This is a genomic window from Proteiniphilum propionicum (assembly GCF_022267555.1).
Classification (GTDB): Bacteria; Bacteroidota; Bacteroidia; order Bacteroidales; family Dysgonomonadaceae; genus Proteiniphilum; species Proteiniphilum propionicum.
The window spans coordinates 1,667,919-1,682,095 of record NZ_CP073586.1 but is presented as its reverse complement, the minus strand read 5'-3'; the positions used below and the strand labels follow the sequence as shown (position 1 = coordinate 1,682,095).

Below are 14,177 nucleotides of genomic sequence, written 5' to 3'. Positions count from 1 at the left end.
TATAAATATATACTAACTATAAAGATGGATGCTGATGACTCTATTGCCTGAATATTTAAACATCCTTTTCATGGAAACGAGATATCTTATGTGACGTTACGGCTTTATATTTGGGTTTTACGTTCTAACCATTTTGAAGATCAAAAAGGATTTACCCTACAATCTCTAACGTATTCAAACATTTTTCAGAGGGATAGTTTTATTATAATTTACAATAATGGACATATTATATGTTTTTTGTCTTGTAAAATTCATACATTTGCAATTTATAAAATACAATCACCGTTGCATTATGAAAAATCAAACTACCTATTATTCTTTAAAAGACTTTGAATTGTCGTTGAATCTATCTGCCACAGAGCGTGCAGAAGAATTTCAGAAGTATATTAACCAGTTGGCGCAATTTGGATATGAGAGTTATTGGATCAAATCATATTCAGGAATAGGAGCCAAGATGAAGTTAAGCCAGGATCGGGAAGTCATTTCTTTCGTATCCAATGACTATCTTGGAATGTCCCAACGTACTGAAACTATTCAGGCAGGTATATCAGCACTTACTATGTATGGAACCGGGGCTTGTGCAGCACAAGTTATTGGAGGTTACATTGATATTCACGAACAGTTAGAGAGGGAAATATCCGATTTTACCGGCCAGGAAGATGCCATACTGTTTTCTTCCGGTTTTGGTGCAAATGCAGGTGTTTTAAATGCGCTTCTGGGAAAGAATGACATAGCTATTATAGACCCGTTTATTCATACAAGTGCACTGTCAGGTTTAAAAGGGACTAATGTGAAACGTATAGGGCATAATAATTTAGAACATCTGGAGACAGTATTAAAAGATGTACAGGATAAATATTTGACAAAACTGGTAATTATTGACGGTGTTTATTCTCAGGATGGAGATTTATCCAGATTGCCGGAAATTATCAATCTTTGTCAGAGGTATGGTGCAATGCTAATGATGGATGATGCACATGGCATAGGTGTTATGGGCGTAAATGGCCGTGGAACTGCAGAACATTTTGATTGTTTGGGTAAAGTGGATATTATTTCCGGAACATTCAGCAAAGCCTTTGGTTGTGTGGGAGGATTTGTTGCATCATCGAAGAAGTTGATACAATACCTCAAGTATTATGCCGATAGTAATGTATTCTCGGCAGCAATAACACCACAGGTTACAGCTTCCATATTGAAGTCTTTGGAACTTATAAGAAATATGCCTGAAATCCGGCATAAATTATGGGATAATGTGAACTACCTTAGAAAGAATCTGACTTTGAATGGTTTTGATATTGGAAAATCACTTTCTCCTATTTTTCCTATTATGATAAGAGATAACAATAAAGTCTATGAAGTAGCAAATTTGTTACAGAAAAGTGGTATCTTTACAGTTGGTATTGTATATCCGGCTGTCAGGATTAAAGAAGCAAGAATTAGAGTCAGTATTCTTGCTACTCATGAAAAGCAGCATTTAGACCAACTTGTTAATGCTTTGATTGAGATAAATAAAAATATTAATTTCATATCCAATGGGGAGTCAATTAAAAATACGCAGAAAGCGACGTACTAAAAAAGATTTAGAGGACATCATTAATAATGCCGCATTAGAGCTTATTAAGGAAAATGGATTTCATAATATTACTGTAACGTCAATCATGCAAAAGGCCGAAATTGAACCTATAGTATTTTATAATCGTTACGAGGATTTGAATGCATTTATAGATGAATTTGTAAAAAAGTACGATTATTGGTTTAGTGAAGTCATAAATAAGATTGAGTTTATAGATAATCCCCAAAAGCAGTATATATCTATACTAACCACTTTACTCGAATCGCTGCAAGGCAATAAAGAAATGCAACAGTTATTACGCTGGGAAATAGATTCATATAATGATACTACTATAAGAACCGCCAGATTACGTGAATTTCATACATTGCCACTCGTGAATAAATATAAAAAAATATTTGAGAATTCGCAAGTTGAGATAGATGCTGTTTCAGCTTTGGTTATTGGAGGAATATATTATCTTGTTCTACATTCCGGCCTATCTGAATTTGCAGGAATTGATATAAATAGTAAGGAGGGTAAAGAAAAAATTCAAAGAGCGTTAGAGTATTTAGGTAATATGTTTTTCGATGATACAGAATTGACCCCAAAGCTACTAAAGATAGCTCGTAACATGAAATCAAAGGGATATCATTCACAAGAAATAGCTAAAATTATTGAGTTGCCTGTTGATTTAATTGATAAATTATGACATTAGTGGGCACTTAAATCAAAAATAGTACTTTAAAATGTTTTGTAGATCGCAGTTTTGAGAGATTTTAGTTGCGTGACGATTTGAAATGCAAAGATGATGTTTTACTTGACCCAAAAGTAAAACATCATAAATTAAGACAAATACATTTTCGCTCAACTTACAGATTTTCTACCACGCAAAGTATTTGTAATATGGTATCCAAATACGAGTAGAACAAGAAAGTTCGAAGTTTTACCTGCTGGAATCAAATGCTATGCAAACAAGGGGCCTCCTCAAATTAAACATCCAACGTCAGTAAATTAAATAAGCTCTGGTTATTCGTCAAGAGGTCAAGGTTAATACGATGCTTCTAATAGCATCTCTATACCTACATACTTGACGGATTCTCACTCATACTAGTATAAATATCTCAAAAACAACAACATGGAAAGATTATTAAATACAGATTTTTTTATTTATATTCAAGGTAGTGCGGTTAAAGAGGGAATAAAATCTGCTAGTTTAAAAGATATGTACAAAAATTTTATAGAAAGTCTTCTTCGTTTTTGCAAATCAGAAGGGGACAATACAGCTCTTTTCTTTATACTAAACTATACACGAACTGAATTTGTATTCATCCAAAACATAGAGTCAGAATACAGATCGGGGGAAAAATGAAAAGTATTGTTTTATCTCTAAAGCAATACAAATGTTAGATTCTGCAATCGAGTGGCTTAAATCGGAAATAAAATCTTCTCATGAACACGTAAAGAAGAAAAAACAAGGCGAATATCAATGGTCTGGAGACATAATTAACCTTGTTGAACTTGCGTATGCTTTAATTGAAGCCTCTAGTATAGACGATGGGGAAGTTGAAGTCAAATCATTTGTTGACTATCTGGCTGGAATATTTAATCTCTCAATTGGTAGTTGCTATGATTTTTATTATAAGATGCGTACACGTAGTGGTAGCAGAACAATATTTCTGGATAAATTAAAAAAGCAATTAGAAGCGAGAATGGACCGTGATGATGAGAAAAATTATCGAAAGTGATAAAATATTTAAATAAGTCATAGGGTGATTGAAATCACCCTATGGCACTTATGATCATGATTCTTTAGGCAATAATTTACTTAGCTCCGGATCATCCTTAAGCCGTATCAGCTCATTTTCAATAATTTGTCTGGTTTCCATTTTGATCCGGTTATAGTTCTCTTGTATCTGTTCTTTCATACAATCTACACCATTATCATCTAGGAAACTGGTAATAACCGGAATTTTCTTGTATGCCTTAGTTTCTGCCGTAACTTTAGCATTATCCACAACAATCTCAGCATGGAATATTTTCTGTTCAATACGTTCATCAAAATTATCGGCAACGGCTCCTACAAACATCCCTTGTGTTAGATTACTAATTTTCGATGGCGGTATCAGGCTATCCATTTGCGTACTTATTGAAGTCGATTTATCCTGCCGGTTGATGGTCATGGAAGAGCGTTTCTGCAATACTTTACCAAAGCGGTCAGATAAAGTTTTCGCTGTTTCTCCCACCACCTGACCGGAAAAAATATTGCCCACCGTATTCATTACTACTGCGGCCTCTTTATCACCGTAGTCCCGCTTCAATTGAGAGAAATCCTGAAAACCCAGGAGGACGGCAACCTTGTTGCTCCGGGCGGTGGCAATAAGGTTATCCAAGCCTTTAAAGTAGATTGTGGGTAACTCATCAATCACGATACTACTTTTCAACTTCCCTTTTTTATTCACTAACTTTACGATACGGCTGTTGTACAACCCAAGTGCAGCCCCGTATATGTTTTGGCGGTCAGGATTATTACCAACAACTAGTATCTTAGGCTCATCGGGATTGTTGATATCCAACGTAAATTCATCCCCACTCATCACCCAATAGAGTTGAGGGGAAATCATGCGGGACAGAGGAATTTTAGCCGATGCGATCTGCCCCTGAAGCTGCTCCATCGCTCCACCGAGCCAAGCATCCATAAAGGGAGACAAGTAATTTTCCAACTCAGGATAACTTGTCAGTATCGGGAAAATATCTTCATACCGTTTGTTCAAAAATTCGATAGCATGCGGAAAAGTACAGTATTTACCATCTTTATATATACGCAAAAACCAGATAATAGCGGCAAAAAGAATTATTGGAGACTCTACAAAGAAATCACCCTGTTTTTGCACCCAAGTTTTGTTGAGATTAAGCATTATGGTATAGGCAGACTCATAAGCATCCGAGATATCATTCATAAAAGAGGGGTTGATAGGATTACACCGGTGTGATCGGGAAGGATCATCAAAATTTATCACATAAAATTTAGGCACTTTTTTGTATCCCTTCCGATTATTCAACAGATGATTATAAGCAATAGTAGAAAGATCAGGAAACTTAAAATCGTACACATACATCGAAAACCCCTTTTCGATCTGCTGTTTTATATAGGAATTAACTATTGCATATGACTTACCGGAACCGGGAGTACCGAGTACAATACTTGCTCGAAAAGGATTAACTACATTTATCCATCCTTTCCATATCTTTCTTTTGTACCAGAATTTTGTCGGCAAATTAACCGAATATTCATTTTCCAATAGACGAGTCTCCTGCATAAACGATTCGTTCTCCAGATTGAAAACGTCATCCATCAGTGTGTTTTTCAATAGGCGCGACATCCATGTTCCGGCCACCAGCAAGCATAAATAACCACAGGCAAGCGTAAAAATATAATAGATGCTATCTAAAGACGGATCTAGGAGCCACCAGTTCATAAAAAACAGGAGAAAACCGCCCCCCAACCAGATATAGATCTTATTCCAGGTAATTTTTTCTTCTTTTACTCCTTTCGTCCCCAAACACGAAAGGATCAGGAAAATAACCGAAAAAACCTTTGTGGACAATAGGTTCTTGAATAATCCGGTTGTCCTGTTGAAATTCAGTAGTATTTTATCCACTACGTCAATGTTGATTTTCCATTCGATGATTGATTCATAGCAGAACCAATAGATATGAATAACTACAAACAGAATACTAATGCCCCGCATAAAATCCATGACTTTAGCCAAACCTCTCAAATCATCCTCATTTTGCATAATACTATCTTTTAATTGGTAAAATGCAAAGATGAGTATGAAGGGTACTGTTATACTGTTATTTGTCTATTCGTGGTAACATTTGGCGTTAATTTGATAGCATTTTGTCTACAAATTCATGCACTAAAGGAAAAAAGATTTGTGAATGCGTTGAAGTTATCTATCAATATGACTTTAACTGAAAAAGGTTGACAGATATAGGAAGGTTTAACTAATTAAGTTTACAACTACAATATACTATAACTAACCGGGTTTACATTATCCCTAAATCAGTTTACAAAATCAAGAGACTATCCCTGTTTAAGTTTACACGGTAACAAAACCGGGGTGTCGTTTTGTTTTCCCGAGGGGGCAGGATCCTGCCCCCTCGGGAAAACAAAGTTAGTCACAATTTCTCTTTTGCGCTATCTATCCCATGGATTTTTCCAACATTTTTTCTGTTCACCCTGTTGCAGATGCACGGCACTGGGCGTTTGATACCCGATGCTCATGTGGGGGCGTTCGTTGTTGTAAAACCCGATGATACGTTCCACGACCTTGGCACATTCCTTTCTTGTGGCTATTTCCATCCGGTAGAGCCACTCCGTCTTTAATATTCCGTTGGCCCGTTCGGCTATCGCATTTTCCAGCGGATCCCCGCTCTGTGTCATACTGATTTGTACTTTCCTGCCACGCAACAGTTCCACATAACCCCGGCTGCAATACTGGGAGCCCCTGTCGGAATGATGGATGAGCCCGGGAGCAACACCGTCAATGGAGGAAAACGCCATCCGCAGGGCAGCTATGGGATAAATGGCCTCAAGGGTCGGGCCAAGTGCCCAGCCGACTATCTTGCGCGAGTAGAGATCCGTTATAAGGGAAAGGTAACACACGCCTTCCCCTGTCTCGACATAGGTGATGTCACTCACCCATACCCGGTTGGCCTCCGTCACGCTTAGGCCCGTTATCAGGTTGGGGTACCGCCTGTATCCATGTTCCGAGTCGGTGGTACGGTAATGCCTCCTGCGTTTCATACGCACCATCAGGCCATTCTCGCGGAGCAGTTCGATGAAGGCGTCACGACCAGGGAAACAGCCGGTTTCGACGAACAGGCCGCGGATAACCAGGTAGAGTTTCACACTGCCCAGACCGGGATTATCCCGGCGGTAACTGCGGGCCTTTTCCACTATCAACGGGGCAAGGGCATCACGGGTGAAATCATCCCCGTCTTCCCGTTTGTAGTAGGCTTGCCTGCTATAACCAAACAGACCGCACAGCGTGCCCAGAGATGCCTCCGGGCACTGCTGGCGAAGCAGGCTTACTGTTTGGTGCCAGATTTTTTTCTGATGGGAATATTGAATGTCTTCTCGGCCTCGTCCACCATGGTCTCGAAGGCTTTCGAGCGGAGTTTCTCCAGTTCCAGCGCCTGCCGCAGACGTTGTATCTCCTTGTCCCTGGACAGGGCCTTCTCCTGTCCTTCCTTGTCCGGATCCTTGTTTGTCATCTGATTATCTCCCACATGAGGTGGACACAAAGGTAAACAATCTTCCCGGTTCAAAAACTTGTCCATCCAGTTGAAAAGGACCTGACGGCTGCTTAACTTGTATTTTTCAAGAATGGCATTGGCCGCAACCCCACTTTCAAGGTACTCCCGCACAACCATCAAACGGTCTTCATCCGTAAACACGAACGAATCCAGCTTCTCTTCAACTTCTTCGTACCATCCGGTATCCCGATTGAAGACTCTTCGCTTTACTGTTTTTTGTCTCATTTTACACTAAAGGTTTTATCCTATAGTGTCAACTTTTTTCAGTATAAGACAATATTTTATTGCTCAATTACTTAAAAATGCTATTTTTGTAGAAAAAATTACATAAAGTACGGTTTTATGAAATCGATCATTCTAGATTATGCCACTGAACGGAAAGGAGATAGTAAGGCAATATATCAATATGACTTTTTTGAATCCTTAAATGTCATTACTATCAATAACAGGAAAATGGCCTTTATTGAATCATCCCATAAAGATATCTATCTACTTACCAAAACAAAAGTCAAGAGCGAAAGCGATGATGAGGGTAATAACCTGTTAGAATTACAGACAAAAACAAGGGTTAAAAGTGAAAGTGATGATGAATCGAACCTCCTTTTAGAATTGCAGACAAAAACATTTACACAGCAAGAAAGAGATGACGAAGGTTTTAGTTATTACTAACAAAAACGACTTAACTTCGGACTTCATAGTGAAACGGTTGAAAGAAAGAAATATTTCTTTTTATAGGTTCAATACCGAAGAATTTTCCAAAAGCTGCTTTTTTACTTTTGATTTTACAAGAAATGTTTTTATTCTTTTTGATACTATTCTATGTAAACAGTTTAATCTTAAAGAATTTAGTGCCGTTTACTTTAGAAGACCTGAACTTCCAAACATAAATAATAACGGATTAAGCAGTGGTGAAATTCAATTTCTTAGGAATGAGTTTTATTATACTTTAGAAGGATTATACAAAATACTGAACGATTTATATTGGGTAAGCCCGGTTTATGCAATCAGAGAGGCAGAGAATAAGATTTATCAATTAGAGCTCGCAAAATCAATAGGTTTTAGTATCCCGGATAGCATTATAACTAATATATATGCTGATTCATTGGATTTTTATAATAGAAACAAGTCAAATTGTATTGTAAAGCCAATAAAGTCAGGGCTTATAGAAGATACAAATATCCCAAAAGTTGTTTTTACCAATTTATTAAAAGAAAAACCCAAAATAAAACAAATAGAATTATCTCCTAATTTTTTTCAAGCTCATATAAAAAAAACATATGATGTGAGAGTTACTATGGTAGGGGACAAACCATTTGCAGTATTAATTGATTCCCAAAATAATAGTGAAACACTCGTTGATTGGCGTAAAGGAGAGTTCTCTTTGAAGCATACTAAAATAAAATTACCTGATGAAATATTGAAACAATGCATTACCTTGCTCAAAACTCTGAATCTTCGATTTGGTGCAATTGATTTCATTTTAGATACAAATGAAGATTTTATCTTTCTTGAAATAAACCCTAATGGACAATGGGCTTGGATAGAAAAACAAACAGGATATGATATATCAAATGAAATTGTAAATTTACTTGAATATGAATATTTTTAGTAGAATACGAGAATTCGTTTGGCCATTATTAGAAAAAGGTCCAATTACGCCACCAACGCATTTAGATGTAAATGAAATAGAAGTTGATAGCCCTCATTTGCAAAAGACGCTTGAATATGTCATAGATTGCTACAATGCTGAATCTGACAGGAGAAAAGGTATCGAAAGTAAAGCTTCACTGTTTATTGGAACAATTAGTGTTGTAACATCGGTTGTACTTGGGGTAACGTCAATTCTTGTCAAGGAAAATGAGTTTGGCATAATGGTTTGTGCTTTGATTCTCCTTCTATTTGTCCTTACCCTTTATATGGCTAGAACCATATGGTTCTCCATCCAAGCGGTAGAAAGGAAGAATTATCATTCTATATCCGTCAATGATTTTCTTTTTAAAGATTCAAATGATGAGTATTACAAAAAATTAATAGCAGAATTTGCAAACAAAATAAATAAGAATGTATCAACTATTAATAGTAAAGTTGATAGTATGACAATGGCTCAAGAATATTTTAAGAGAGCAATTGTGACCGTTGTTCTATATGCCTTTATAATCCTATTGCTTTTTATATCAAAATCAGGAGTTGACTTTTCTTTTTATTTAGAGAGATTTGTTGACTTGGTAAATAATATACATATTAATGGTTGGAATACTTTAATTCTATATGTTCTTTCGGGCGCTTCTATAATATTGAGTTTGGTTGCTATTAAGAGGCAAAAGAAAAAATAAAAGGGTATAATCGAGTGAAAAATTCTTATAATTTGAGAATCTCCAAATTATCCAATCTGAGTTTATATTTCAAAATTAGTTTTTGAAGAAATTATTTATTGAAACAAATTCATTTAAGAAAAGGAAACCGCCCAATTTATATTTGACGGCCATACCTTCTTTTCTTTTTCCTCTTTTTCTTCAGGTGACGGCTACCGGTATCTATATTGTTGGAGTTGTCAAATACAGGAGTATCCAAAACCGAATCAATTATACTTCCGATACCTTCCAAATTAATCGGACTGTTTATCGATGGCATATCCGCCGATTGAATAGTTTGAGGATGGGTATTATCGACATTATGCTCTTTGTCGCTAAACTTTTCATTCAGAACATTGGCGGAGAAATCCTTGCCGATCCGTGATCCATTCAGGACACAACGCCCACTATGATTGATAAAGGTAACGCCATATATACGCCCTTCCTCATTGCGCCGTAACACCAAGTCGATATTTGATACCTTCAGTTTTTCCCTGAACGCTTTTTCATCCAGTGTCTTCCCTAAAGCGGCAGTTACCATCTGACGGGTTTGTTCCCGCAGCTTGTCCTCCTTTATACGCAAGCTAGATCCCTGCATCTGCTTTTCCAAACCCTCATATTCGACAGACTTCCCGAAAACAGATGATTTCAGGGGCTTTCCGACTTTATTCCCTTCTTTATTCAAGGCTGAATAAAGCAAACCCCGGTAAGGCTTCCCCTTCACCTCACCCCGCAATTCTTCCAAGCCTATGTTATATAATGAGAGCAGCGCCTTATACTCACCCATTGTTTGAAAATGATACATGGAAACCAATGGTTTTATGACCGATGCTATCTGGTTCTTTACATTTCCTTTGGAAGTATCCACCGGAGAGAGCATCCAGAGTTCTCCCTGTTTCTGCCCCTCAGTGGGTAACAGGTTATACTTGCGTTCCAACTCTATCGTAATGGCCTTACTCCGCTCATGCTCTTTCGAGTCTTTTACCTTACTGCCGTCACTTTTCACCCGCAGCGAAACGATGTGTATATGTTCCCGGTCGATATCTTCATGTTTGAAAATGAGGTAAGGCTGATTGCCATAGCCCAGTTTTTCCATATATTCGCGTCCGATCTCTGTAAGCTGGTCGTCCGTCAGTTTGTCATCAGGATGTGGATTGAGCGATACATGAAAAACCGGATTTTTGGTGCGGAAATGTGATGGAATCCACCTGTTGAAATCAGCCATCACACTACCGATCCTGAACGCTCCGTCAGCGGGCTCACACAGAAGATTGGCTCCTAGAACCTTTGCTTTTTCGTTATCAACCTTCTCATGGTTATACGCCAGCGCTCCAAAAAGCGATTTTCCAGCACTTATTTTTGCAACCATTGTTTCTGAAAATTCTCGGATAACTGAACAATTTGCTTACTTATTCCCACCAAATCAATAGTTACTTTTTCCAGTTTATAGAGAAAAGCAAGGGCTTTTTTCTCCGAAAAATGACTGTTCAACGACTTTACAATCTGGTTATAATTCACGCCGATTGCCCTGAACTGTGCATGAAAGGCAGAGAGCTTAGTTACATATTCCAGCATCGTCCTGTCTGTTTTTACCACCCGGAACTCTTCATTGAATATCCGCGCGGCGATAAATTGCGCCTTCGATTTCAGTCCCGATTCTTCAAAAAGAGTCAGAAAGCGGGCATGTTCTGTCGGAGTCAGGTTTACCGAATACCTGTACTCTGCTTTTTCTTCGGACGGTATCCGTCCCCTTTTACCCCGCTTGGGGGCCGTTTGCTTTCCTGTTGTCATATAAATGGATTTTTAGTAGTTACCGCAATCAATTCCGGGGCATCCTGCCACCATTACATTCACTAAAAGCACCGACTTCGGAGAGTGCTTTCCCCCCTTTAGGGGGCAAGCGTTTTTTGCTGCATAACGAATTTCGTGCAGCAAAAAACACAGCTTGCTATGTTCTCCACGAACATCAAAATCTGTCTCCTCCGGGACAGATTAAACGTTAGCCGGATGACCTGTAAAGGTTAGCCTTGATGTCCGGAATTATTCACCCACAAAGTTAATTCCTATTATAACATACTGTATATAAGCAGACAGAGCCAAGAAAGGCCAAACCGGAGCCACCCGCTGCCATGAACGGGAAAGCGCATAAGGAAGGCTCTTTTTTGATGTTTATTTGCAGAAAAGAATGATTTGCCTCTCTACTGAAAAGCATCTGCATGGGAGCAAATAAGTACAGAGGTACAGTATCAATGAAATAAAGAAAAGCTTCTTTGCGGAAATGATGATTTTCAGCAACACGAAAGTTCATCCATATTCCAATAATGAAGGGAAGAAATGATGAAAGGATTCGGTGCGGATGTAGCGGATAATGGAAATACGGAAGCCTTGCTGTACTGACGTACTGATTTACTGAAGCACTGACGTCATGAAGCGGGGAAGCCTTTCCAGAGAGAAATGCAGAAGTACCCCCGTAAAGGAGCAAATCAACCGGGATGTAACGATATGCTGATTTGAAACAGTAATGAACCAATGATAAACGGAAGTGATGAAATCTCTGATTATTAATTTTTAAAAAAGGTGAAATATGAAAGTAAAATGTGTGGCATTCTCCACCCAGAAAGGAGGGGCAGGGAAAACGACGTTAACGGTTTTGATCGCCAGTTACCTGCATTACGTGAGGGGCTTTAATGTAGCGATTGTGGATTGTGATTTTCCGCAACACAGTATCAGTGATATGCGTAAGCGGGACGTTGAAATGGTGTTGAATAACGGATACTACAAGCAACTGGCGTATAACCAGATCACCCGTACCGGAAGAAAGGGCTACCTTATATTGGAAAGTAAGCCCGAAAATGCACTGGAAGAAGCCCAAAAACTGGAAAATGAAGGGCTCGACTTTATTTTCTTCGACCTGCCGGGAACGGTTAATAGCCCCGGAGTACTGAGAACACTCTCTATGATGGATTATATCTTTTCTCCGATTGCCGCCGACAGGGTTGTACTGGAAAGCACTTTACGGTTTGTGGTGAACATAAATGAGAATCTGGTCACCACTGCCCGGAGTGACATCAAAGGTCTGTTCCTGTTCTGGAATATGGTGGACGGACGTGAAAAATCAGAACTGTATAAAATCTATGAAAAGGTGATCGATGAATTGGGGCTGACCGTACTTAAGACATTTATTCCAGATAGTAAACGCTTCCGTAGGGAATTACCCACATCGGGCAAAGCCGTTTTCCGCTCCACCCTATTTCCTGTCGATAGAAGCCTACTAAAAGGAAGTAACCTGAAAGAACTGACGGATGAAATCTTAAAAATTATTGGATAACGATGAAAGAAAAACTCAACACAGACGGCATCGACGAAGATTTTCTGCTTTCAACATTCCGGGACAGGGATATTCACTCTCCCCGAAAAAAAGAAAAAAAGACGGAACAGGCACCGGTTACGGATACCTCCGATAATTCGGATACGGATGTTTCTCCTAAAACGGTCCCGGACCTTCAGAACACGGGAGAAGTCAAATCCACTTCCCGCCGAAAGAAAGGGGGTATCAATTATGGAGAGATCTTTTTCCAGCGGAATGAGTTCAAAGCCCGACAGTGTGTCTATATCAGCCAGAAAAACCATAAGATCATCTCTACGGTAATCCGTATGTCAGGAGATAAGGACATCACTGTCGGGGGGTATATCGACCTGATCCTGGGAGAGCATCTGGAACAATACAAAAACGAGATTATCGAAGCCTACCGGAAATGGAAAGAAAAGGAAGAGAGCGACTTAAGCGGACTTATGTAATTAAGATTATTATAAATAATAAAAACGAAAACTTATGAACAACATCTTTTGTAAAAAAACAGAAAAAAGCACAACAGGAACGGAGAACTATAAGGATCTGTACCTGAAAAGAACAAATTTAAGAGCCCGGTGTGGAAAGTCAGTCAATATCCGAAAGGAATATCACCGGATCATACAGAAGATCTCGCAGATCATCAGTGGTAATACAATTTCAATCTCTGAATACCTGGATAACATTCTCCGGCAACATTTTGATGAAAACAAGGAGGTCATCAGAAAATTATATGATGAATCCTGTCCGAAAGATCTTTTCTGTCCGGATAAAAAATCAAAATAGAATGCTGACCATATTGATTATAGCCGTCCTTTCCTATGTGGTATTTGTCGCCAGTTATGTGCTCTGGATACATATGGATAAGAGGCGCGAAAGCGGAAACGACAAGTATCCGCCATCTTCTTCCGGACGACCATCGCCCAACAACGATATTATCGGTAAAAGTAAATTCATATTGCCGGTAAAAAAGATTCCGGAGACAAGCCCTGCCAAAGTGGAGACAAGCCCTGCCACGTCTCTGGAAAGCGAAAAAGAGGCTGAAAAATCGAATAATTTTGTTTCGTCAAAGCCCGAGGGAAACGTCCCGGAGCATGAAAAGGTTACGGAAGAAACGGATAATAACCCACCTTTACCGATTGAGGAGAAACTTGAATTTGAAGGAGAAGGAGATGAAGAGGAATCGGAAGAAGTGGAAGGGCTTCATGGGGCCTTTATTGCCAGCGGGCTCACTTTCGAGGATATGGGACATGCTGTCACCGTGGTAATCCACCGTCCGGAGGCAACCCCTGAAGAGTGTTTGCAAGCAGGGAAGACGCTCAGCCGTTTGGAAAACACCGAGTTGTTTGAAAAACTGGCTTCGAGCGAGCCGGGACGCCGGGACATCATTTCCGAATTGATGGACTTTCATTTGAAAGATTACCTGGCGGGTGTGACAGACAGGAAGAGCCGCCAACCAAAGGAGGTTCCCGACGGCTTTGACATTAATGATCTGGTTCAACAAATTAATAATTGAGATTATGAAGGAAAAAGAGTACGGATAGCTTTGCCTTAAAAAAGCACCACTAAAAATCCATTTTTACACAATTCATTAACCGGTCCA

At 39.0% G+C, this 14,177-nt stretch carries 16 protein-coding genes; 11 read left to right on the top strand and 5 right to left on the bottom strand.

The features are described 5' to 3' along the window. The first annotated feature begins 292 nt into the window (after nucleotides 1–292). From KDN43_RS06855 to KDN43_RS06840, 4 genes are all read left to right on the top strand, one after another. Nucleotides 293–1,573 carry an aminotransferase class I/II-fold pyridoxal phosphate-dependent enzyme gene (locus tag KDN43_RS06855; protein WP_238869035.1) on the top strand — a complete coding sequence of 427 codons (1,281 nt, stop codon included), beginning with the start codon at nucleotides 293–295 and terminating at the stop codon, nucleotides 1,571–1,573. Continuing rightward, nucleotides 1,533–2,261, top strand: a complete 729-nt coding sequence (locus KDN43_RS06850; protein WP_238869032.1) for a TetR/AcrR family transcriptional regulator — start codon at nucleotides 1,533–1,535, stop codon at nucleotides 2,259–2,261. Before KDN43_RS06855 ends, KDN43_RS06850 begins: the two co-directional genes overlap by 41 nt. A 426-nt stretch (nucleotides 2,262–2,687) precedes the next feature. Continuing rightward, nucleotides 2,688–2,921 carry a hypothetical protein gene (locus KDN43_RS06845; RefSeq protein ID WP_238869029.1) on the top strand — a complete coding sequence of 78 codons (234 nt, stop codon included), beginning with the start codon at nucleotides 2,688–2,690 and terminating at the stop codon, nucleotides 2,919–2,921. A gap of 31 nt (nucleotides 2,922–2,952) precedes the next feature. Next, nucleotides 2,953–3,297, top strand: a complete 345-nt coding sequence (locus tag KDN43_RS06840) for an RteC domain-containing protein (RefSeq protein WP_238869027.1) — start codon at nucleotides 2,953–2,955, stop codon at nucleotides 3,295–3,297. 54 nt (nucleotides 3,298–3,351) lie between these two features. Here KDN43_RS06840 and mobC read toward each other — a convergent pair whose 3' ends face one another. The 3 genes from mobC to KDN43_RS06825 all read right to left on the bottom strand — a co-directional run bounded on the left by mobC (nucleotide 3,352) and on the right by KDN43_RS06825 (nucleotide 7,099). After that, nucleotides 3,352–5,349 (bottom strand): conjugal transfer protein MobC, encoded by a 1,998-nt coding sequence (gene mobC, locus KDN43_RS06835; protein ID WP_238869025.1) that lies wholly within the window; start codon nucleotides 5,347–5,349, stop codon nucleotides 3,352–3,354. A 404-nt stretch (nucleotides 5,350–5,753) separates the two neighbouring features. Continuing rightward, the gene (locus KDN43_RS06830) at nucleotides 5,754–6,614 is read right to left on the bottom strand and encodes an IS3 family transposase (RefSeq protein WP_238869428.1); all 861 of its coding nucleotides are present in this window, start codon (nucleotides 6,612–6,614) and stop codon (nucleotides 5,754–5,756) included. A 32-nt stretch (nucleotides 6,615–6,646) separates the two neighbouring features. Then, complete coding sequence (locus KDN43_RS06825) at nucleotides 6,647–7,099, bottom strand: transposase (protein ID WP_238869023.1); 453 nt, start codon at nucleotides 7,097–7,099, stop codon at nucleotides 6,647–6,649. A 117-nt stretch (nucleotides 7,100–7,216) separates the two neighbouring features. Here KDN43_RS06825 and KDN43_RS06820 point away from each other — a divergent pair, with 117 nt between their 5' ends. From KDN43_RS06820 to KDN43_RS06810, 3 genes are read left to right on the top strand one after another with little or no spacing between them, the layout of a single operon-like run. Further along, entirely contained in the window at nucleotides 7,217–7,543 is a 327-nt protein-coding gene (locus KDN43_RS06820; protein ID WP_238869020.1) for a hypothetical protein, read from the top strand. Nucleotides 7,544–7,580: 37 nt separating this feature from the next. Further along, on the top strand, nucleotides 7,581–8,483 hold the full coding sequence (locus KDN43_RS06815) for a hypothetical protein (RefSeq protein ID WP_238869017.1): 903 nt from the start codon (nucleotides 7,581–7,583) through the stop codon (nucleotides 8,481–8,483). Beyond that, on the top strand, nucleotides 8,470–9,207 hold the full coding sequence (locus KDN43_RS06810; RefSeq protein ID WP_238869015.1) for a hypothetical protein: 738 nt from the start codon (nucleotides 8,470–8,472) through the stop codon (nucleotides 9,205–9,207). Before KDN43_RS06815 ends, KDN43_RS06810 begins: the two co-directional genes overlap by 14 nt. 136 nt (nucleotides 9,208–9,343) lie before the next feature. On the opposite strand, the gene mobB is transcribed toward KDN43_RS06810, so the two are convergent. Then, nucleotides 9,344–10,594: a conjugal transfer protein MobB gene (gene mobB / locus KDN43_RS06805; RefSeq protein WP_238869012.1), complete on the bottom strand. Its 1,251-nt coding sequence runs from the start codon at nucleotides 10,592–10,594 to the stop codon at nucleotides 9,344–9,346. After that, nucleotides 10,579–11,016 (bottom strand): conjugal transfer protein MobA, encoded by a 438-nt coding sequence (mobA, locus tag KDN43_RS06800; protein WP_238869010.1) that lies wholly within the window; start codon nucleotides 11,014–11,016, stop codon nucleotides 10,579–10,581. Before mobA ends, mobB begins: the two co-directional genes overlap by 16 nt. A 793-nt stretch (nucleotides 11,017–11,809) precedes the next feature. Between mobA and KDN43_RS06795 the strand changes: the two genes are divergently transcribed. The 4 genes from KDN43_RS06795 to KDN43_RS06780 are packed head-to-tail and all read left to right on the top strand — an operon-like array spanning nucleotide 11,810 to nucleotide 14,090. Further along, on the top strand, nucleotides 11,810–12,553 hold the full coding sequence (locus tag KDN43_RS06795; protein WP_238869007.1) for a ParA family protein: 744 nt from the start codon (nucleotides 11,810–11,812) through the stop codon (nucleotides 12,551–12,553). Between the two features lie 2 nt (nucleotides 12,554–12,555). Beyond that, entirely contained in the window at nucleotides 12,556–13,023 is a 468-nt protein-coding gene (locus tag KDN43_RS06790) for a DUF3408 domain-containing protein (protein WP_238869005.1), read from the top strand. 34 nt (nucleotides 13,024–13,057) lie between these two features. After that, nucleotides 13,058–13,360, top strand: a complete 303-nt coding sequence (locus KDN43_RS06785) for a DUF3408 domain-containing protein (protein WP_238869002.1) — start codon at nucleotides 13,058–13,060, stop codon at nucleotides 13,358–13,360. A gap of 1 nt (nucleotide 13,361) precedes the next feature. Continuing rightward, a complete protein-coding gene (locus tag KDN43_RS06780; protein ID WP_238868999.1) occupies nucleotides 13,362–14,090 on the top strand; it encodes a hypothetical protein in 729 nt (242 codons plus the stop codon). Nucleotides 14,091–14,177: the final 87 nt, after the last annotated feature.